18 protein-coding genes are annotated in these 18,866 nt (G+C 58.3%); 4 read left to right on the forward strand and 14 right to left on the reverse strand.

Features of this window, described 5'->3' with window-relative positions; translation table 11 throughout:
- The first annotated feature begins 303 nt into the window (after window positions 1–303).
- The gene (gene feaR / locus JQR90_RS20380) at window positions 304–1,245 is read left to right on the forward strand and encodes a transcriptional regulator FeaR (protein WP_010799019.1); all 942 of its coding nucleotides are present in this window, start codon (window positions 304–306) and stop codon (window positions 1,243–1,245) included.
- A 26-nt stretch (window positions 1,246–1,271) separates the two neighbouring features.
- Here the strand turns inward: feaR and JQR90_RS20385 are convergent, their stop codons facing one another.
- Entirely contained in the window at window positions 1,272–2,774 is a 1,503-nt protein-coding gene (locus tag JQR90_RS20385) for an aldehyde dehydrogenase family protein (protein WP_434140944.1), read from the reverse strand.
- A 361-nt stretch (window positions 2,775–3,135) separates the two neighbouring features.
- On the opposite strand from JQR90_RS20385, the gene hpaR reads away from it, so the two are divergent.
- Window positions 3,136–3,612, forward strand: coding sequence for a homoprotocatechuate degradation operon regulator HpaR (gene hpaR, locus JQR90_RS20390; RefSeq protein ID WP_434140946.1), 477 nt, complete (start codon window positions 3,136–3,138; stop codon window positions 3,610–3,612).
- Between the two features lie 63 nt (window positions 3,613–3,675).
- On the opposite strand, the gene hpaI is transcribed toward hpaR, so the two are convergent.
- The 8 genes from hpaI to JQR90_RS20430 all read right to left on the reverse strand — a co-directional run bounded on the left by hpaI (window position 3,676) and on the right by JQR90_RS20430 (window position 11,057).
- Complete coding sequence (gene hpaI, locus JQR90_RS20395; RefSeq protein WP_434140948.1) at window positions 3,676–4,479, reverse strand: 4-hydroxy-2-oxoheptanedioate aldolase; 804 nt, start codon at window positions 4,477–4,479, stop codon at window positions 3,676–3,678.
- A gap of 63 nt (window positions 4,480–4,542) precedes the next feature.
- Window positions 4,543–5,346 carry a 2-oxo-hept-4-ene-1,7-dioate hydratase gene (gene hpaH / locus JQR90_RS20400; protein ID WP_434140950.1) on the reverse strand — a complete coding sequence of 268 codons (804 nt, stop codon included), beginning with the start codon at window positions 5,344–5,346 and terminating at the stop codon, window positions 4,543–4,545.
- A gap of 2 nt (window positions 5,347–5,348) precedes the next feature.
- Entirely contained in the window at window positions 5,349–6,656 is a 1,308-nt protein-coding gene (locus tag JQR90_RS20405) for an MFS transporter (protein WP_010799024.1), read from the reverse strand.
- Window positions 6,657–6,703: 47 nt separating this feature from the next.
- Entirely contained in the window at window positions 6,704–7,096 is a 393-nt protein-coding gene (locus JQR90_RS20410; RefSeq protein ID WP_010799025.1) for a 5-carboxymethyl-2-hydroxymuconate Delta-isomerase, read from the reverse strand.
- A 67-nt stretch (window positions 7,097–7,163) separates the two neighbouring features.
- Complete coding sequence (gene hpaD, locus JQR90_RS20415; RefSeq protein WP_434140952.1) at window positions 7,164–8,021, reverse strand: 3,4-dihydroxyphenylacetate 2,3-dioxygenase; 858 nt, start codon at window positions 8,019–8,021, stop codon at window positions 7,164–7,166.
- A 133-nt stretch (window positions 8,022–8,154) separates the two neighbouring features.
- Complete coding sequence (gene hpaE / locus JQR90_RS20420; protein WP_073449958.1) at window positions 8,155–9,615, reverse strand: 5-carboxymethyl-2-hydroxymuconate semialdehyde dehydrogenase; 1,461 nt, start codon at window positions 9,613–9,615, stop codon at window positions 8,155–8,157.
- A gap of 1 nt (window position 9,616) precedes the next feature.
- A complete protein-coding gene (locus tag JQR90_RS20425) occupies window positions 9,617–10,390 on the reverse strand; it encodes a fumarylacetoacetate hydrolase family protein (protein WP_434140955.1) in 774 nt (257 codons plus the stop codon).
- Between the two features lie 10 nt (window positions 10,391–10,400).
- Window positions 10,401–11,057: a fumarylacetoacetate hydrolase family protein gene (locus JQR90_RS20430; RefSeq protein ID WP_434140957.1), complete on the reverse strand. Its 657-nt coding sequence runs from the start codon at window positions 11,055–11,057 to the stop codon at window positions 10,401–10,403.
- 151 nt (window positions 11,058–11,208) lie between these two features.
- On the opposite strand from JQR90_RS20430, the gene hpaA reads away from it, so the two are divergent.
- Entirely contained in the window at window positions 11,209–12,141 is a 933-nt protein-coding gene (gene hpaA / locus JQR90_RS20435) for a 4-hydroxyphenylacetate catabolism regulatory protein HpaA (RefSeq protein ID WP_019366243.1), read from the forward strand.
- A 46-nt stretch (window positions 12,142–12,187) separates the two neighbouring features.
- On the opposite strand, the gene hpaC is transcribed toward hpaA, so the two are convergent.
- Together hpaC and hpaB are read right to left on the reverse strand one after the other, a co-directional pair.
- On the reverse strand, window positions 12,188–12,700 hold the full coding sequence (hpaC, locus tag JQR90_RS20440) for a 4-hydroxyphenylacetate 3-monooxygenase, reductase component (protein ID WP_010799031.1): 513 nt from the start codon (window positions 12,698–12,700) through the stop codon (window positions 12,188–12,190).
- A gap of 54 nt (window positions 12,701–12,754) precedes the next feature.
- Entirely contained in the window at window positions 12,755–14,317 is a 1,563-nt protein-coding gene (gene hpaB / locus JQR90_RS20445) for a 4-hydroxyphenylacetate 3-monooxygenase, oxygenase component (protein WP_010799032.1), read from the reverse strand.
- 176 nt (window positions 14,318–14,493) lie between these two features.
- On the opposite strand from hpaB, the gene JQR90_RS20450 reads away from it, so the two are divergent.
- On the forward strand, window positions 14,494–15,177 hold the full coding sequence (locus JQR90_RS20450) for an SDR family oxidoreductase (protein WP_434140960.1): 684 nt from the start codon (window positions 14,494–14,496) through the stop codon (window positions 15,175–15,177).
- A 61-nt stretch (window positions 15,178–15,238) separates the two neighbouring features.
- On the opposite strand, the gene JQR90_RS20455 is transcribed toward JQR90_RS20450, so the two are convergent.
- The 3 genes from JQR90_RS20455 to JQR90_RS20465 are packed head-to-tail and all read right to left on the reverse strand — an operon-like array spanning window position 15,239 to window position 18,865.
- On the reverse strand, window positions 15,239–16,681 hold the full coding sequence (locus tag JQR90_RS20455) for an amidase (RefSeq protein WP_434140962.1): 1,443 nt from the start codon (window positions 16,679–16,681) through the stop codon (window positions 15,239–15,241).
- A 24-nt stretch (window positions 16,682–16,705) separates the two neighbouring features.
- On the reverse strand, window positions 16,706–17,926 hold the full coding sequence (locus JQR90_RS20460; protein ID WP_434140964.1) for an MFS transporter: 1,221 nt from the start codon (window positions 17,924–17,926) through the stop codon (window positions 16,706–16,708).
- A 9-nt stretch (window positions 17,927–17,935) separates the two neighbouring features.
- A complete protein-coding gene (locus JQR90_RS20465) occupies window positions 17,936–18,865 on the reverse strand; it encodes a SphA family protein (RefSeq protein WP_074826032.1) in 930 nt (309 codons plus the stop codon).
- Window position 18,866: the final 1 nt, after the last annotated feature.

Consider the following 18,866-nt stretch of genomic DNA (forward strand, 5'->3'; position numbering starts at 1 on the left):
AGTGGATGTTGGCCTCAGGGCAGCGTGTGCTCATTGGCATGAGTAGTATTTCGCCTTCGAAATCGCCCCTCGACTTTCAAAATCCAAACAAAAAAAGGCGTAGTTTAACGGGTTATCGCCATTTAGTCTTTTTTGGCGGGCGCAAACTGCCGCGACTGGCAGGGAACATGGCATAGTGAATGAGAGGTCGGTCATCAGCTCATATGGAATCAGGGCTTGCACCTCTGTAGTTTCGTAGTAAATTGATAACATGTTAACTATCTACAAGAACAACAGGCTGAATGACAGCCGAGGTGAAATGCCATGCAAGTCCAACGTCTCGATGCGTTTTCGATCTGGCTAGAAACGATTCGCGCTTTTTGTGGCCGCCGGTTTACCGCGCAGCCCTCGTTGACCGGTTCGCTGTTTATCGGCGAGCTTACCCAACGGCGTATAGCCGGACTTGAACTGGCCATGGTCAAGACCAACGCGGCCTGTCTGGCTCGCAAACGAGGGCATGATCAAGATGGTGATCGATACTGCTTTCTGGTCATGCAGCGATCCGGGCGAGCACAGATCACGCAGCATGGACATACCATCGATCTGGTGCCCGGTGAGATGGCGCTGGTTGATTCTGCAGGCACCTGCGAAATCAATCCGCTTGGTTTGATGGAGCATTGCTCGATTCATCTTCCCCGCGAGGCGGTGTCCACGCATCTGGCCAATCAACAGCATATTTTTGGCAAGCTTAATTCAGGCAGTGCCAGCGGCCGGTTGCTTCGGCTGATCTGTACCCAGCTGGCCGAGGGTATGCCGGCACAGGAATGGCAGGATGATGAAGGTGAGGCGCTCCAGGATTCGCTGATCAGCCTGTTGAAACCCGCCCTGACAGCCAGTGCGCCCGCAATGGCCGTTGAGCTCCAGGCCAAGGGCGGCGTACTGCGAAGCGGAGTGGAACAACTGATCCACGACCAGCTGGCCGATGCGTCCTTGAGCCCTGCCAAACTGGCGGCGCAGCTGGGCATTTCCATCCGCCAGCTGTATCGGCTATTCGAAGAAGAGGGCGATAGCGTCTGCCGTTATATCCAGCGTGCCCGACTTGCACGCAGCGCTGCCGATCTGCTCGATCAGCGTCTGGTCAACGAGTCGATCACAGACATTGCTTTCAAATGGGGTTTTACCGACTCGGCTCACTTCAGCCGGACGTTCAAGAAGCACTTCGAAAGGTCCCCGCGGGACTACCGTAGCCAGTCGATGACGGCCTGAGCATGCTCAGGCCGCGTTCATCAGGCTCAGTAGGCAATACACACGGATTTGAGTTCGGTAAAGGCTTCGACAGCGCCGCGGCCGAACTCCCGCCCAATACCGGATTGCTTGTAGCCCCCAAAAGGCAGGTTCGGGTCGACCGGTACGTGGCTGTTGACCCAGACCGTGCCCGCCTCGATGCGGGGAATGAGGTCCATGGCACGGGTCAGATCATTGGTCCAGAGACTGGCCGTGAGGCCGTATTGGCTGTCGTTGACCATATGGATGGCTTCATCCAGTGAGTCGTAAGCGATAACGGACAATACCGGTCCGAAGATCTCCTCGCGCGCCGCCGCCATGTGGTGCTCAACGTTGGCCAGCACAGTAGGCTGGACGTAATAGCCGGGCAGGTCGGGTGCATTGCCTCCCGTCGTGACAGTAGCTCCTTGCTGGCGTGCCAGCTCTAGATGCTGAAGAACACTGCCCTGGTGCCGGCGTGAAACGACCGGGTTGATTTGTGTGGTTGGGTCCAGCCCCGGCCCGATCTTCATGCCGTTTACCGCGGCGCTAAGCGCTTCGACATAGTCCGCTTTTAGCGCATGCGGCACGTAGATGCGCGAAGCGGCAGCGCATACCTGACCCTGATTGAGTAGGCCGCCCATGAGCGCGCCTGCAACTGCTTTTTCAAGGTCGGCGTCTTGTAGCAGCACCATAGGGTTCTTGCCACCGAGCTCCAAGGAGAATCGTGTCATGTTTTGCAGGGCGGCAGTCCCGATCTGCTTGCCGATGGCCGTAGAGCCGGTAAAGGACACCTTGCTGACGTTGGGGTGCGCTACCAGTGCGGCACCCGCTACCGAGCCGCGGCCGATCAGTACGTTGAATACACCGGGCGGAACGCCGGCCTCTATGGCCAGCTCGGCTACCCGCAGCACGGTAAGAGGCGTTTCTTCCGAGGGCTTGATGATGATGGAGCAGCCACAGGCCAGAGCCGGCATGATCTTCCACAGGGCGATCATGAGCGGGAAATTCCAGGGGACGATGCCTGCCACTACGCCAACTGCCTCACGGCGCGTATAGGCATTGTAACGGGCGCCGGTTGGAACAGGTATCGAGACGTCGAGCGTCTGCCCTTCGAGCTTGGTGGCCCACCCGGCCATGTAACGCATGTATTCAACTGCGCCGCCGACTTCAATCGCGCGGGCAATGTGGATCGATTTACCTTGTTCCAGCGTTTCCAGTTGCGCCAGTTCCTCGCCGTGGGCTTCGACGAGATCAGCAAAGCGCAGGAGGATGCGCTCACGATCAGCCGGTCGAGCCTTGCTCCAGGTGCCCGCGACAAACGCAGCGCGGGCGGACTCGACGATACGGTCTACTTCCTCCCGCTCGGCCAGCCTTATCTGTGAAATGGCTTGGGCCGAAGCGGGATCGTTTACCGCAATGACATCGCCGCGAGAAGCGGTGCTGGGCCGGCCATCCACGAAGCTGGAATGCGTAAGTGACAGAAAACGGGTAACAGTCTCGAGGGGCGTAATGAGTTCGGCAGTAGACATAAGGGATTCCTGGCTATTCTCAAGGCTCTAAGGCAAGCGGTGAGGCTTCATGTCCAGAGCTTAGGAGTCGTCAATCAAGAGAGCTTGCATGTCGCTGCCGCAGGGTTTGATCTTCTCTGCCACCCGCAAGGCATCACCCGGTGTGATGAGGCAAGGCGGCTTGCGCTGCCGTGAACGCACCAATCGATTTGAATAGGGTGAGGGAGGGACGAAGAGGAATTCAGAATGGTTGATTAATATGTTAATTATATGCGATGGTCCCGCTCCGTTGGTAAATGGCGGTATATCTGCCAATCTATTCATTGGGCTGGCGTCCGGCCCGTGCAACGATATCTTTCATGGCTCCTGGTGACTAATTGTCATGCTGAAACCGCGTCCTTCTCTTACGCTTACCTTGTTGCAGGCCCGCGAAGCGGCCATGGGGTTTTTCCGTCCGTTGTTGAATGAGCACGGCCTTACCGAACAGCAATGGCGCATCATTCGGATACTCTGGCAGCGGGGCGAGATGGAGAGCCATCAGCTGGCAAAGCAGGCCTGCATTCTCAAGCCCAGCATGACCGGTGTATTGTCTCGCATGGAGCGTGACGGGTACGTGCAGCGCTGGAAAACACCCAAGGATCAGCGACGTGTTTACGTGAGCCTGACGGATCGTGGCCGGGCGTGCTTCGGATCCATGGCCACGGGTATGGAGACCAACTACCAGCGCATCCAGGAGCAATTTGGTGAGGAAAAGCTCAAGACGCTAATCGCCTTGCTGGAAGAGCTCAAACAGGTGCGGCCTGGCTCGGAGGATGACGACGAAGAGCGCCTTGTCTATCCCGATCGGGATGACAGCTGATCAGTTGGGCAGGTAAAGCGGCCCAAGGGCCGCTGGTTCAGTTCAGGCTCGGTGCCTCATACCTTAATAGACTCCGCCACCATGTGTGGGCTTTGGAGTGTTGTGCTTGAAATGGCCTAGCAGCGTTTGAAGGCCTTTCATCAGCACCGTCGTGTCGACCCCCACCGCTACAAAGACTGCGCCCAGCTCGATATAACGCTGGGCGAGCTTCTGATCAGCTGAAAGAATACCTGCCGCCTTGCCGGCTTTAGCAATACGAACAATCGCCTCTTCAATTACGGCTTGAACGTCTCGGTGGCCTGGATTGCCACGATGCCCCAGTGCGGCAGACAGGTCAGCAGGACCGATGAACACTCCGTCCACTCCATTGACCTCCAGAATGGCATCCAGATTATCCAGGCCGGTTCGGTTCTCGATCTGGACTAGGAGACACATCTGTTCATCAGCGTGATCCAGGTAGCCGGGGATCGTGTTCCAGCGTGAGGCGCGTGCCAGGGCGCTGCCTACACCGCGAATACCCTCCGGCGGATAGCGCATGGCCTTTACCAATTCCCTGGCCTGATCAGCGGATTCGACCATCGGCACAAGCAGTGTCTGGGCGCCAATATCCAGAAGCTGTTTGATAAGCACAGGATCGCCAATGGGCGGCCGTATAATCGGGTGGGTGGCATACGGCGCAACGGCCTGTAGTTGAGCGAGTAGGCTGCGGACATCATTGGGCGCATGCTCGCCATCAAGCAGCAGCCAGTCGAAACCGGCGTTGGCGGCTAATTCAGCGCTGTAGGCATTGGCGAGGCCAATCCAGAGGCCAATCAGCGGGTCACCGCCTTCGAGGCGCTGTTTGAAGGTGTTGATAGGAAGCTGCATGGTAAATCCTCACGGCGGGAGGTTGGCCTGGGCATGAGCGCGCTGCCGCAGGCCAAACCGGTCTTAGACGAAGCGGCAGGCGATGCTGCCGAGCTGGTCGTAATCCACATGGAAAGTATCGCCCGGGCTTGCGTGCACGGGGCGTGTAAATGAGCCGCCCAGGATGATTTGGCCCGCCTCCAGCGTGACGTCATAGGCGGCCAGTTTATTGGCCAGCCAGGCAACGCCCTTGGCCGGGTGATTAAGCACCGCTGCGGAGACACCCGATTCCTCGATCACCCCGTTGCGGTAAAGAATGGCCGGTACGCGCCGCAGATCGATAGCATGAGGGCGAATCGGCTTGCCGCCCATGACGACGCCGGCATTGGCGGCATTGTCGGAGATGGTGTCGAAGACCTTGCGTGTAGCCTTGGTATGGGGGGCGATCTGTTGGATACGCGCATCGATGATCTCAAGCGCCGGAATGACATACTCGGTGGCATCGAGCACATCGAAAATCGAGCAGTTCGGACCCTTCAGTGGCTTGCCCAGGACGAAGGCCAGCTCGACTTCCACGCGTGGCACGATAAATCGATTAAAGGGAATGTCGGTTCCTTCTTCGAAAAACATGTCGTCGAGCAGAGCGCCATAGTCCGGCTCTGTGATATTGGATGACACCTGCATGGCGCGGGAGGTGAGGCCTATCTTGTGGCCAACCAGTTTGCGACCATCCGCGATCTTTTTTTCGACCCAGGCGCGCTGGATGGCATAGGCATCTTCAATAGTGATCCCTGGCTGCTCCAGGGACAGTTGACCGATCTGTTCCCGGGAGCGCTCGGCCTGGTCAAGACGTTCAGCGGCCGCGCGGATAAAGGCGTTGTCGAGCATGGCTAGTTTCCTTGTGGATTGACAATGGCGGCAGGGGTGCGCAGTACCAAAAAGGCACCGACAGCAATGAGCGCCGCTAGAACATAGAGCGCCAGGCTGGCGCTTTGCGTGGTATCGCGCATCCAGCCAATAAAGTAGGGAGCGAGGAATGACGCCACGCTGCCAAAGGAGCTGATCATGGCAATGCCGGCCGCCTGTGTGCCTGACGATAGAAACGCCGGGGGCAACTGCCAGAACATGGGCAGCGCGGAGCTTGCGCCCATGCCTGCGATGACCAGGCCCAGCATGACGAGGGTTGTGTTTTGAGGTGCCAGCCCGGCGATAGCGATACCGGCCGCACCCATGAGAAGGGGGACGCAAAGGTGCCAGCGGCGTTCGCGGTGGCGATCGGAGGAGCGGCCTGCAGCGATCATGAAGAAGCAGCCTGCCAGATAAGGGATGGCACTGAGCATGCCGACGTTGCTGTCTTGACCGATGCCAGCGCCGTGAATGAGAGCTGGCATCCAGAAGGCGAGGGTATTGACGGCCAACATGACGGCAAAATAAATCGCCACGAGCAACCACACCTGTCCGTTGCGAACAATGCCTGAAAAGGAGGTAATCGTTTTGCGCTGCTCCTCTCCCGCCAGGGCATCACGGAGTTGACGCTTTTGGGTAGGCTCAAGCCAGCTGACGCTCTCGAAGCTGTCCGGCAGCGCCTTGAGGACGACCAACCCAAGCAACACCACTGGCAGACCTTCCAGCATGAACATCCACTGCCACCCCCGCAGACCGCCGCTGTCCTTGAACAGCTCCAGAATCCAGCCGGACAGGGGGCCGCCGATGACCCCTGCCATAGGGACGGCAATGGCAAACAGTGCAGTGACCGACGCCCGCCGATGGGCCGGAAACCAGCGGTTGAGATAAACCAGGATGCCAGGGAAAAAGCCCGCTTCCGCCACGCCTAACAGAAAGCGCAGGGTATAAAAGCCGGTGGCGGACTCGATGAACATCATGCCGGTGGACAGGATGCCCCAGGCCACCATCAGCGTGGCAATCCAGCGGCGCGGCCCCACACGGTCCAGCATCAGGTTGCTGGGTACGCCAAACAGGGCATAGGCAATAAAGAACAGGCCTGCGCCAAATCCATACACGGTATCGCTGAAGTGCAGGTCGCTGCTCATTTGCAGCTTGGCGAAGCCGATATTGATGCGATCGAGATGAGCGAAGACATAGCAGACCAGCAGCAATGGCATCAGTCGCCAGGTGATGTGCCGGTAAGTTGCATCATTTTTTTCCGAAACCGAAAGCGTATCGATTGCCTGTGCCATGGTGGGTGCCTTTTATTGTTGTTGTAAGGACGCAAACGGAGCGCTGCCTAACCGGCCTGCTCGCTCAGAAAGGCATGGATGTTGTTGTGCTTGTAATTGAGTTCGGCCGAGAGTTCGGTCATCTCGAACGACAGTGCCAGCAGGCGTCTGCTCTGAAGCTCGGCGAAGTGATGCTTGATCACCTCGAACAATGCATCAGCTACTTGACGCCTTGTCTCCAGGTCGCGGCCAGCACCTACCTTCAGCGTCATATGAACGAACGCATAGTCATGTTTTCCATCAGCCATGCGGAACGTATCCATGCGGATCGCGCGGCTACGAATACCGCCTAGGGGGAAAACACCACTGTTGCCGAGACAGGCGTGGACTTTTTCAAACAAACCCGGCAGGTCTGCGTCATGTTCAAGATTGGCTGAATATTCGGCAATAAAGTGGGGCATGGTTTTTACTCCAGCGGACGTGCATCCTCCAGGAGCCTGTGCGGACCCTGGAGGCTGCTAACACCAGTCAAACAGGAAAGATGGCGTTGATCTGGCCGGTGCCCGAGCTTCCGAACGGCTCGGTCACGATTTCGACGGGTTTGTCGTACTCAGCGCCACCCAGCAAGCCCAGCAACATGGCGGTATCGTGCATCTTGCCTTCGCCATAGCAGTGCTCGGCGTAGTCTGGAAGCATGGCGCAGAACTCTTTGAAGCGACCTTGCCGCCACAATTCCACCACATGCAGGTCGACCTGCTTGTCGAATTCGCGGGTCCACTTGTGGATATTCACCTCGGCGACCCGATCGTCCGAGAACCGGTGGGAGAGTGATCCGGATGCCAGTACCAGTACCTTGCGGTCGCTTTTTTCAATGGCGCGACGAACCGCAGCACCAAAGGCAAAGCTGTCTTCCAGCCGATGCCAGGCGCACCAGGCGGCAATGGAAATGACCTTGAGCTTTTGGCTGTCCGGTACGCCCATGTGCATGTAGCGCATGGGAACGAGTGTTCCGTATTCAAGCTCCAGGCTAGGGATGTTATGGGCCATGGTGCGGATCCCCGCGGCATTGGCTTCCCCACCGATCAGGGCTCCCAGCTCGGGATCGCCCGGATATTGATACGCCATGTCCTTGATGAAGTGCGGCAGCTCGTTACTGGTGTAGATCCCTTCGAACTGCTGCCCGCAATTGATGTGGTAACCACTGTTGACCATCCAGTGAACATCGAACACGACGGCCGTGTCGGCGCTCAGGTCGCGGGCGCGCTGACCGATGAGCTTGTGACCGGCGATGGCTGCCTCGCGGCAACCCTGGTGCTTTCCGGGCAGTTCAGACAGATACATGGATGGAACATGTGTAATCTTGGCTGCAAGGACGACTTCGCCCATGACAGTTCTCCTTGTTAGCCCCGAACAGAAGATCAGGGCGCTGTGTTGTAACTGCTTGGTCGTGATAAGCCCGAAAACCCGGGTGCTTGCCTGCCGATACCGCTAGCAGGCGCTGGCCCTGGGGCGGGAGTGGTTACACACCCCAGCGCGGGATGTGGTGACTGCCCATGGAGATGCACACGTTCTTCACCTCCGTGAACACCTCGAAGCTGTACTCGCCTCCTTCACGGCCGGTACCAGAGCCTTTCACGCCACCGAATGGCTGGCGCAGGTCCCGTACGTTCTGGCTGTTAATGAACACCATGCCAGCCTCGATGCCACGGGCCAGACGGTGCGCCTTGCCGATGTCCTGGGTCCAGATATAGGACGCAAGGCCGTATTCGGTATCATTGGCCAGGCGCAGGGCTTCGGCCTCATCCTTGAATTTGATGAGGCAGACGACAGGACCGAAAATCTCTTCCTGAGCGATACGCATCCTGTTGTCGACGTTGGCAAATACGGTGGGCTGGATGAACTGCCCCTTTGTCAGATGGGCGGGCAGGTTCGCTGGACGCTTCAGACCACCTGCCATGAGCGTGGCGCCTTCTTCCAGGCCGATCTTGATGTAGCCTGTGACCTTGTTGTAATGAGCCTGGGTAATCATCGAGCCGACCTGGGTCTTTGGATCTTGCGGATCACCCACGATCAGGCGCTTGGCGCGTGCAGCGAACTCCTCGACAAACTGGTCGTAAACCGTTTCCTGGATGAAGATACGGCTGCCCGCCGTGCAACGCTCACCGTTGAGCGAGAAGATGGTGAAGAGAGCGGCGTCCAGCGCACGGCCTAGATCGGCATCATCAAAGATGAGCACAGGCGATTTGCCGCCCAACTCCATGGAATACTTCTTGAGTCCCGCCGTTTCCATGATTTTTCGGCCGGTAGCGGTGCCGCCAGTGAATGAGATGGCCCGCACGTCCGGGTGACGAACCAGGGCGTCTCCAGCTGTGGCGCCATAGCCCTGCACGACGTTCAATACGCCTGGCGGAATGCCTGCTTCCAAGGCCAGACGGCCTAGTTCGTTGGCCGTAAGGGGCGACAGCTCGGACATTTTCAACACGGCGGTATTGCCCAGTGCCAGACACGGCGCCGTTTTCCATGTCGCTGTCATGAACGGTACGTTCCAGGGTGAAACCAGGCCGCAGACCCCTACCGGCTGGTGCAGGGTATAGTTCAGCATCTGATCATCGACCGGATAGGTATGCCCATCCATCCGTGTGCAGACTTCTGCAAAGAAGTCGAAGTTATGGGAGGCTCGGGGTATGAGTACGTTCTTGGTCTGATGAATTGGAAGCCCTGTATCCAGGGTTTCCAGCTCGGCCAGATTGGGCACGTTTTTGTCGATCAGCTCGCCTAACCTGCGCATCAGCTTGGCCCGTTCCTTGGCCGGGGTGTTGGCCCACTTGGGGAAAGCTTCCTTGGCAGCCGCCACGGCTTGGGCGACTTCCTCGGCGCCGCCGCTGGCCACTTCGCCCAGTGCCTCGCCGGTCGCCGGGTTGTAATTGGTGAACGTTTCCTTGCTCTCGACCTCACGGCCGTTGATCCAGTGCTTGATCATTTCAGACCTCTTTGGCAGCTGCGGCGAAGAAAGCCTCTTCGCTGACGATGGTATTGACGAGGCGACCGACGCCTTCCACTTCCACGACGACTTCATCTCCAGGCACCACATCGGCAAGACCTTCCGGCGTGCCGGTGGCGATCATGTCGCCGGGCTGCAGGGTCATGAAACTGGAAAAGTATTCGATCAGGTAGGGGATATCGAAGATCATGTCCGCCGTGGTGCCTTCCTGCTTCAGCTCACCGTTGATCCAGGTGCGCAGGCGCAGGTTGGATGGGTCTGGCACATCGGCGGTGTCGACGATCCAGGGACCGATCGGTGTAGTGCAGTCGCGGTTTTTCACCCGCAGGTTGGGGCGGTAGTAGTTCTCGAGGTAGTCGCGGATCGCATAGTCATTGCACGCGGTATAGCCAGCCAGATAGTCCAACGCGTCCGCGCGCTTTACATGACGTGCCGGTTTGCCAATGACAGCCACCAGCTCACACTCATAGTGCATGTACTTGACGTTGTCAGGCCGCCAGGTGATCTGCCTGTGTCCGGTATAGGTGTTGGGCGATTTGATAAAGGCCAGTGGCTCGGTGGGTGCTTTGAAAGCCAGCTCTGCCGCGTGGTCCGCATAATTGAGGCCCAGGGCAAACATGCTGCCTGTGGCGGGCGGCAGCCATTCCACCTGGTCTTCCAATAGCCGTTCGCCACTGGGCAGACGTACTGCATGGTCATCGTCGACGGTAACGGTATGGATCTCACCCTGATAGCGAATACGTGCATGTTTCATGGGGTGCTCCTTATTCCGCAACTACGGTATTGATGAGGCGGCCGATGCGGTCGATCTCGACCTCTACGCGATCACCCGGCGTGACATCGATGCGGCCCTCAGGCGTACCGGTGATCAGCACGTCGCCTTCGTTCAACGTCATGAACTCGCTCAGCTCGGCGATCAGCTGAGGGAGGGTGCGTACCCAGTTAGCCGTCGTGTTTTCCTGGCGCAGCGTGCCGTTTACATAGAGCTTGAGGGTGAGCAGATTCGGGTCGCTCACGGCCTCTGCCGGCACCAGCTCAGGACCTATGGAACAGAATCCGTCCCGGCATTTGGCCTTCACCGCAGGCCGGTAGTAGCTCTCTTCCGGCAGGCTGAATTCGTTGACGACGGTATACCCCGCCACGTAGCCCATGGCCTGGTCTTCAGTTACCCGGCTGGCCCGTTTGCCAATCACTACTCCCAGGGCTGGGCCTGCCTGCAGACGCTCCCCCTGGGGCATGATGACGGGCTGCTGGTGCCCGTTACGGGTGTTGGGCGTCTTGATGAACAGGACCGGTTTCAGTGGGGGCTGTTGGTAAGGCGGTTCGTGAAATTCTTCAAGTCGGCTGCGCAAAAGGCCTTGGAAATTCAGGGCGACGCCGAACAGTGTTCCATTGGCAGATTCGCTAAGTGATCGCGACATGGCGCTCTCCCTTGTTATTGGTGTGGAAACAGGGCATGCCTGTTTGGGAGTAAATAGTTAATGTGTTAACTTTATATTTAATATATTAACTAAGGTCAAGTGTTCCCTGAGTTCGCGTATGCTTGGTTCAACAACAAAAAGAATGATGTTCATGAAAAGTCCTGCGTCCGTGTCTATCCAGCCGATCCCCAACATCAACATCGGTCAGGTCTACGACCAGCGTTATGCCGATGCCGAGGTGCATTACGATGCGCTAGGCAGACTGGCGGAGTTCTTCGGGCGCAACATGCGTGCCCACCGGCATGACCGGTTCTTTCAGGTGCATTACGTGAAGACCGGCAAGGTTCGGGTGTACCTGGATGACCGGCAGTACCAGGAGCAAGGCCCCATGTTCTTCATCACCCCGCCTCCGGTCCCCCATGCCTTTGTGACGGAAGAGGGCAGCGACGGACATGTCCTGACGGTTCGCCAACAGCTGGTATGGTCGCTATTGCAAGAGGTGCCTGATCTCTGGACCGCGTCGGGATTCCTGCCGATCTGTGTAGGCCTGGCCAGCTTGGAGGCTGAGTTTCGCGAAGAGGCCGAGCGGCTGGCCTCGTTGTTTGAGTTGCTAAGGCTGGAGGCGGGTACATCTCGTCCTGGCCAGGCCTGTGGCCTGATAGCCCTGACTCGCCTGATCTTTATCAGCATGCTTCGTCTCTCTCCAAAATCAATCGCGGCACAGCCTGCGCGGCAGGATGACCTGCAGTTGTTTCGGCGCTTCAATGAACTCATCGAAGCGCACTACACCGAGCATTGGCCGTTGTCCCGATACGCTGATCAGTTGGGCCTGACGGAATCGCGGCTGAACGACATCTGCCGACGTACCGCAGACATTCCCTCGAAACGGCTCGTCCATGACCGCCTTATGCAAGAGGCCAAGCGGCTGTTGGTGTTCACAGGGAGCTCAGCCAACGAAATATGCTTTCGCCTGGGCTTCAAGGATCCGGCCTACTTCAGTCGCTTCTTTACGCGCCAGGCAGGTATTACGCCCAGCGACTATCGGCTCAGCCGTCGCGCCAGTACTCTGGCAACCGAGTCGTAATCCCTAAAAAAGCCGCGCCACGTATGACGCGGCAAGGGGCGACCGGTCAGGCAGCGCTGTGCTCGCGTTGCAGTCGATGAAAATTACGGCTGAAATACACCAGGCTGTCGCATCGCTCGCGGGTACAGATTTCATCGAGCTCTACGAGAAGCACCGAGTGGGTGCCGACTTCCTGGGTATCGGTAATCCTTCCCTGCAGGCTGGCCAGGGCATCGTCAAGAATCGGAACGCCCTCGCGGCCCTCCTTCCAGGCGTGACGCTTGAAGCGCTCATCCATGTCGATACCGGTCATCCCGGCAAAATGACGGGCCACTTCTTCATGTTCGCCCGCCAGGACATTCACGCACAGCCGCCCGTTCTGCTTGAAGACACCATTCATGGCACTGTTGCGGTTGATGCACACCATAACGGTGGGCGGCGTGTCCGTGACCGAGCAGACGGCAGTGGCCGTAATGCCACAGCGTCCACCAGGACCATTGGTGGTCAGGACATTCACGGCGGCGGACAGCGACGCCATAGCATTGCGAAAGGCTTGTTGGGTTGGGCTGAGTTGGGTCATGACCTTTACCTCCACGGGGCGCCGGATCAGCGATCCGGCAACAGCATTGCAGGATTACTGGCGAATACGGTCCAGCATGTTGATATCGTCCGGGTTGGTCAGGTGCGGAACGGTCCAACCGTTTAGGTCGTAGTCCGACAGGCACTTCTCTACCATATCAGTCATGCTCTTCATCGCACCGGTTCCTTGTGCATGGCGCAGCGCCTGCATGCGGATCTCGTCCTGGCTCCCGGCATAGTTGATTTCGTACAGCTCATGGCGTCCGCCAAATTCCGTGCCGATGGCATCCCAAAGCAGCTTCAGGATCTTGATACGTTCCTCATGGCCCATACCGCCGGACCCGCGACAATAGGTACTCAGGTATTTGTTCAACGTCGGGTCCTTGAGATCACGCGATCCGGTGGGCAGGTAGATCAAGCCGCTGGCCACGACCTGTTCAATGATCTTCTTGATCTCTGGATAGGCTTGTGGCGCCAGCACACGGTAGGCTTGCAAGGCTTGAGCGCTGGGTAGCCAGGCGCCGTTTTTCCACTCGGAAGCATTACCGTACATGGCGTCGGTAAGTGACCAGAAAAGGTTACGCCATGCGACCACTTCGCCCATTTGTGCCTGCACGCCACGGAACTCCAGCGAGCCGGTGCATTGCAATGCCTTGAACAGTGCACCGGTGATGAAGTCCAGTTTGACGGCCAGACGGGTACAGCCTTGCATGGGGAACAGTCGACCAAAGCCGCCTTGTGGAAACCATTGCTTGCAGCGATCGAAATCTCGATAGATCAGAATGTTCTCCCATGGGATGAACACCCGATCCATGATAAGGATGGCGTCGTTCTCGTCGAAGCGGCTCGACAACGGATAGTCAAATGGAGAACCCGTCATCCCGGCCACCAGCTCATAGGAGGGACGGCAGATCAGCTTCATGCCCTTGGTATTCATCGGGGCGATAAACATCAAGGCGAAATCTGTGTTGTCTCCGAGCAGCTGCGCAGAGCCTTGCCCCACGAAGTTATAGTGTGTCAGGGCCGAGTTGGTCGCCACGACTTTCGCGCCGCTGACGATGATGCCACCGTCAACTTCTTCATCCACGGAGATGAATACGTCCTTTACCTGATCGACCGGCTTGTCGCGATCGATGGGCGGGTTGACGATAGCATGGTTGAGGTAGAGGCACGCTTCCTGGATACGCTTGTACCAGGTGCGGGCATTCTGCTCGAATTTGCCATAGAACTCGGCGTTCGCGCCCAGTGCGCTGCCAAAGGCGGCCTTATAGTCCGGTGTGCGGCCCATCCAGCCATAGGTCAGACGCGACCACTCGGCGATGGCATCACGCTGTTCGCGCAATTCATCAGCGTTACGGGCGAAGCGAAAGAACTTGTGTGTATAGCCGCCGTTGCCCGTGTCGGTTTCCCAGCAGAGCGTTTCTCTGGTTTCGGGATCATGGAGGGCGTCGTACAGCTTGGCCATGGAGGCCGCGGCATTACGGAAGGCCGGATGGGTAGTGACATCCTTGACGCGATCGCCATAGATGTAGATTTCACGATCATCACGCAGGCTGGCCAAGTATTCTTCGCCCGTCAGTGGACGGTTTTTCTCGGCACGATAATCTTCGGGCATCATGGGGGCATGTCTCCGTATCATTGTTCTTATGCAGGTAATGCGTAACGCTTGGAAGAAATCATGAGCCTGCCGCCGCGGCGGAAGAATGGCTTTTCCAGACAACCGCTTGTACTTTTCATGGAGCGATTTCATCTGCCATTTCGGGCTGATGAATCTCGCCAGGGGAGCTGAACGAAATGAATGTATTGATCGTGGGGGCGTCACGGGGTATCGGATTGGCGCTGGTTACGCAGTACCTGGAACGCGGTGCGCAAGTCTTTGCGCTGGTTCGTCGGTCTGATAACGAAGCCTTGCAACAATTGAGCGCGACTTACGGCGATCGGCTGGTGCTGCTGTCCGGCGATATGACGGACCCGGCACTGATTCCTTCTCTCAAGAAGCAATTGCAGAACACAACGCTGGATCGTCTGATCGTCAACGCAGGGATTTATGGGCCTGATCACCAGGATGTCATGGCAATCAATACCGAAGAGATTGCAGAGTTGTTCTCGACTAATACGGTTGCGCCGCTGCGTATTGTCGAAGGGTTAAGCCATTGCATCGCAGACGGCGGTGTGGTGGCGTGTATGAGCTCCCAGAAGGGAAGTGTCACGCTTGATCGTGCCGCAGATATGCCGTTGTATGGAGCCAGCAAGGCGGCCCTAAACAGCCTGCTCAGGAGCTGGGCATCCTCGCATATCCCGTTGTCGTTCAGTATGTTGGCGTTACACCCGGGGTGGGTTCAGACCGACATGGGCGGCCACTCGGCACCACTGACCACAACCGAAAGCGCCAAGGGTCTGATTGCCGTCATCGAGCAGCAGGCGGGTCGCTGCCAGTGTGATTTTGTCAGTTACCAGGGCGAGTCGCTGCCCTGGTAGGTTGAGGCACGTTAGTACGGAAATAAGGCACACAGTCTGCTCCGTCCTGTGCCTCGTACCTTTATGCACAGACCAGCGGCTTGCGGTTCGCCCAAGGTTGGGCGCGTTCGAGTTGTGCCGCCAGCGCAAGCAGGGTGTGCTCCTCACCAAAGCGTGCCGCAAAATGCGAGCCGAGTGGCAGCCCATTCTCTGTCCAGTAGAGCGGAACGGACATGGCCGGTTGGCCGGACGCATTGAACAGCGCCGTGAAGGGTGAATAGCTATGGAAGGCTTCGATTACTTCGGCCAGGCTGAGGCTGGGGTCAAAGGCGTCCAGGTCACCGATCAGGGGTGGTTCCCGAGTCAGGGTTGGCGTTAGGATCAGATCATGGTCAATCAGGAAGTAGGCCAGCTGCCTGCCCAGCGCATGGATGCTTTCTACCGCGGCGGCATAACGTGCGGCCGGAATATCACCCCGCTCGCGTAGAATGATGCGCGTACGGGGGTCCAACTCTTCGTCTGCTACAGGTTGCCCTCTCAGCTGGCCGACCATATCCAGAAAGTTTCGAGTGCTTGGGCCAATGATATTGAAGAGATGGTCCAGAAGTCCCGGCAGATTGACGGGTAGGGTGGCAAACTCCACATGATGGCCGAGCTGCTCGCACAGCCGTGCTGTATGACGTACCGCCTTCAACGCTTCCGGACTTGTTGGCCACGGCCCGAGTTGCTCGATCACCGCGATACGAAGCGGTGCGGGATCAGCCGAGACGGCCTGGACGAACGGCATCGCTTGAGCCGGCGCTGCGTAGGGCGCACCTAGGTCCGCCCCAGCGGTGGCGTCCAGCAGAAGGGCACTGTCGCGTACGGATAACGTAATGGCATGGGGCGTCCCCATTCCGGCCCACCCTTCGCCTACCAGCGGACCGGAAGGCAGTCGGCCTCGGGTGGGTTTCAGACCGAAGACCCCGCAACAGGATGCCGGGACACGCAGTGAGCCGCCCCCATCGTTACCATGAGCAAACGGGATGGCACGGGCAGCGACCAGGGCGGCAGCACCACCGCTGGACCCGCCGGCACTGCGTTCCGTATTCCAGGGATTTCGGGTAGCGCCGAAACGGGTCGACTCGGTGGTGTAGGAGGTTCCGAATTCTGGTGACGTGGTCGTGCCTGCAAACACACAGCCCGCGCGACGCAGACGGGCAACCACTTCACAATCAAGATCAGCGCGTGCCTCACCCATGACGCGCGAGCCCTGTGTCATGCGGGCGCCCTGGACAGGGGAGAAGAGGTCCTTGATGAGGGTCGGAACACCGGCCAGTAAGCCTTGTCGGGCTTCCGGTCGTTGTGCCATCTGCCGGGCCACGTCATAGCACCGCTCGCTGATGGCGTTGAGTTGCGGGTTCACCCGGTCGAGCCGCTGGATCGCCGCGTCGAGCAATTCGATTGGCGTCACTTCACCTTGCCGTACGAGCAGGCTCAGGGCTGTGGCATCCAGGGTGTCCAGCAGGTGGTCGATGTCATTCATAAACGGAGCTCCTTGTAACTGAATTCAGGGATGGGTGGAGCGGGCCGGGCTGGTGATTCCACGGCGCAGGAAGCTGAGCAGCGCCCACATAAGGGCGGTAATGGCGCTGGCGACGGCAAGCAGGCCAATGGCATGGTGCAGATCACCGGTTTGGCCAAGCAGAGCAATGACGATCAGTGGGCTTGAGAACTGGCCCAGGTACAGGCAGGCGGTGAAGATACCGAGTCCCCGGCCACGGGCGGTCGCGCTCAAGGCATTCATCACCGGTGCCATGGAATTGGGAACCAGCATGCCGGCGCCCAGACCGTGAATCGTCACGGCGAGCAGAACCTGGTAATAGGTGTGGGCGGTAATGAGTAGCCACAGTCCGCTGGCCATGAGCAGTAGCAGCAGCACATTGCACCCCGCGAGCCCTACACGTCGACGAACGAAGGGCCAGAGCAGCGAGCCTCCCAGTGAAGTGAGAAGCCCCAGCCCTGCGCACAGCCCGATCAGCGTACTGGACGTAACCCCCAGCCCGACCAGCAGGGTGGGGCTTTGGACGGGGACGATGAAACTCAGCACCATGCCAAAGAACACCAATAGATAGTTGATGATTAGCGGCGGAAGGGAGGACTGCCCAGGCTCGGTTGAATGCATTGCCCGGGCATGATGAACCTCGGGCTCCCAGAGCAGCTTGAGCATGGCCGGGACAAGCAGGAGAGGAAGCAGGTACAGCAGAAACGGTGTTCGCCAGGAGTGTTCCCCCAGTGCGCCACCGATGGCAAAGAAGATCGAGCCTACCAGACCAATCGTGATGACTTGCCCGTTTACGTAGCGCATGCGTTGTTCGCCATGCCAGTAATCGGCGATGAGCGTGACGCAGCAAGTCATGACTGCCGCCTCGGCACAGCCAAAGAGCAGTCGCAGACCAACAATTCCTTTCAGGCTGCCCAAAAATGCAGGTGCGGCGCCGCAAAGTGCATAGACCAGTGTCGCCAGAATCAGCAGACGTTTGCGTCCGAGCCGGTCGGCCAGCCAACCGGCCAGCGGTGCGCAAAGCGCAATGGCCAGCGCCGGCCCCGTAATGGCCAAAGGGATGAGAACACCCGTCTGGGGCTCTACCGGCCCGAATTCTGCGGCAATCTTGGGTAGAACCGGCGCGACCATCACGGAGCCCATGATTGTCAGGCTGCTACCAAGCATGAGGACAGCGCCCTGCGCGCGACCAGCGGTATGCCGGCCTTCTAGATAGGACTGGGACATGGTAATTCCTCAGAAACTGTGGGAAAAACGCACGGCGACGGCATAACCCTCGGTACGGTTACGGGCGTCGAATTCCTTGTAAGCATGCACCCAGACAGGTGGCAGCCCCGGCTGGAAAAAGCTCACTGCAGGTCCGATGGCCAGTACCCGGGCGCGGTTACCGTAGGTAAGGTTGGGTGCGTCATCGTCGCTGAGCTGGCGGTAGTAGTAACCGCCAATACCGGCTGTCCAAGGCCCGAAATGCTGGCCCACTGCGAACTCGTGGCGGTACTCAGTTCCGCTCTTGTAATCCGTAGAATGGTTACGGGTGTTCACGTCCAGCTCGAAGCTGGATGACACCTCGAATCCTGAATCACTGATATAGGTGGCGTTGACGATAGGTGAAAACGTCCAGTGGTTGAGGCCGGGGCTGACCAGACGGTTCTTGTCGTAATCGCCGGTGGGTGCCTGAATCTGGAACTGCGCGTTGATACCAAGATTACGTGAGGGCGTCCATTGTAGAATCAGTGGCAACACCTGCAGGTCCGCCTGCCGGAATACGTGAGTGCTGTCCGAAAAGACGGTGGTGCCGCCCACCTTGACCTTGAGATCAGCGTCCATGTCGAAAAAAGGCGCGATCACACCAAACCCGTATTTTGCACCCAGCAGTTCGGTATCGGTCATGCGGATATAAGCCAGGCCGAGTGAGAGGACGCCAAGGGAAAAATCAGTCCCGTTGTCTCGGCCGTGGCGGTCTTTGACAGTATTGGCCCAGTAGTAGTTGGTACGCAGGCCAACGGTGCCTGTTGGCGACGGTGGCGGTGTGAACCCGGCGCCAAAATCATAGACACCAAAGGCTGTCGTAGGGGCTCCGCCCTCAGTCGCCTGGACGGGATGAGTCAGGAATAAAGTGGCTAACAATACGGAGCTAATTGTTGTGATTTTGTATGCTTCGTACATC

Origin of the sequence: Pseudomonas sp. JZ114 (assembly GCF_051027705.1) — a bacterium.
Lineage (GTDB): Bacteria > Pseudomonadota > Gammaproteobacteria > Pseudomonadales > Pseudomonadaceae > Chryseomonas > Chryseomonas luteola.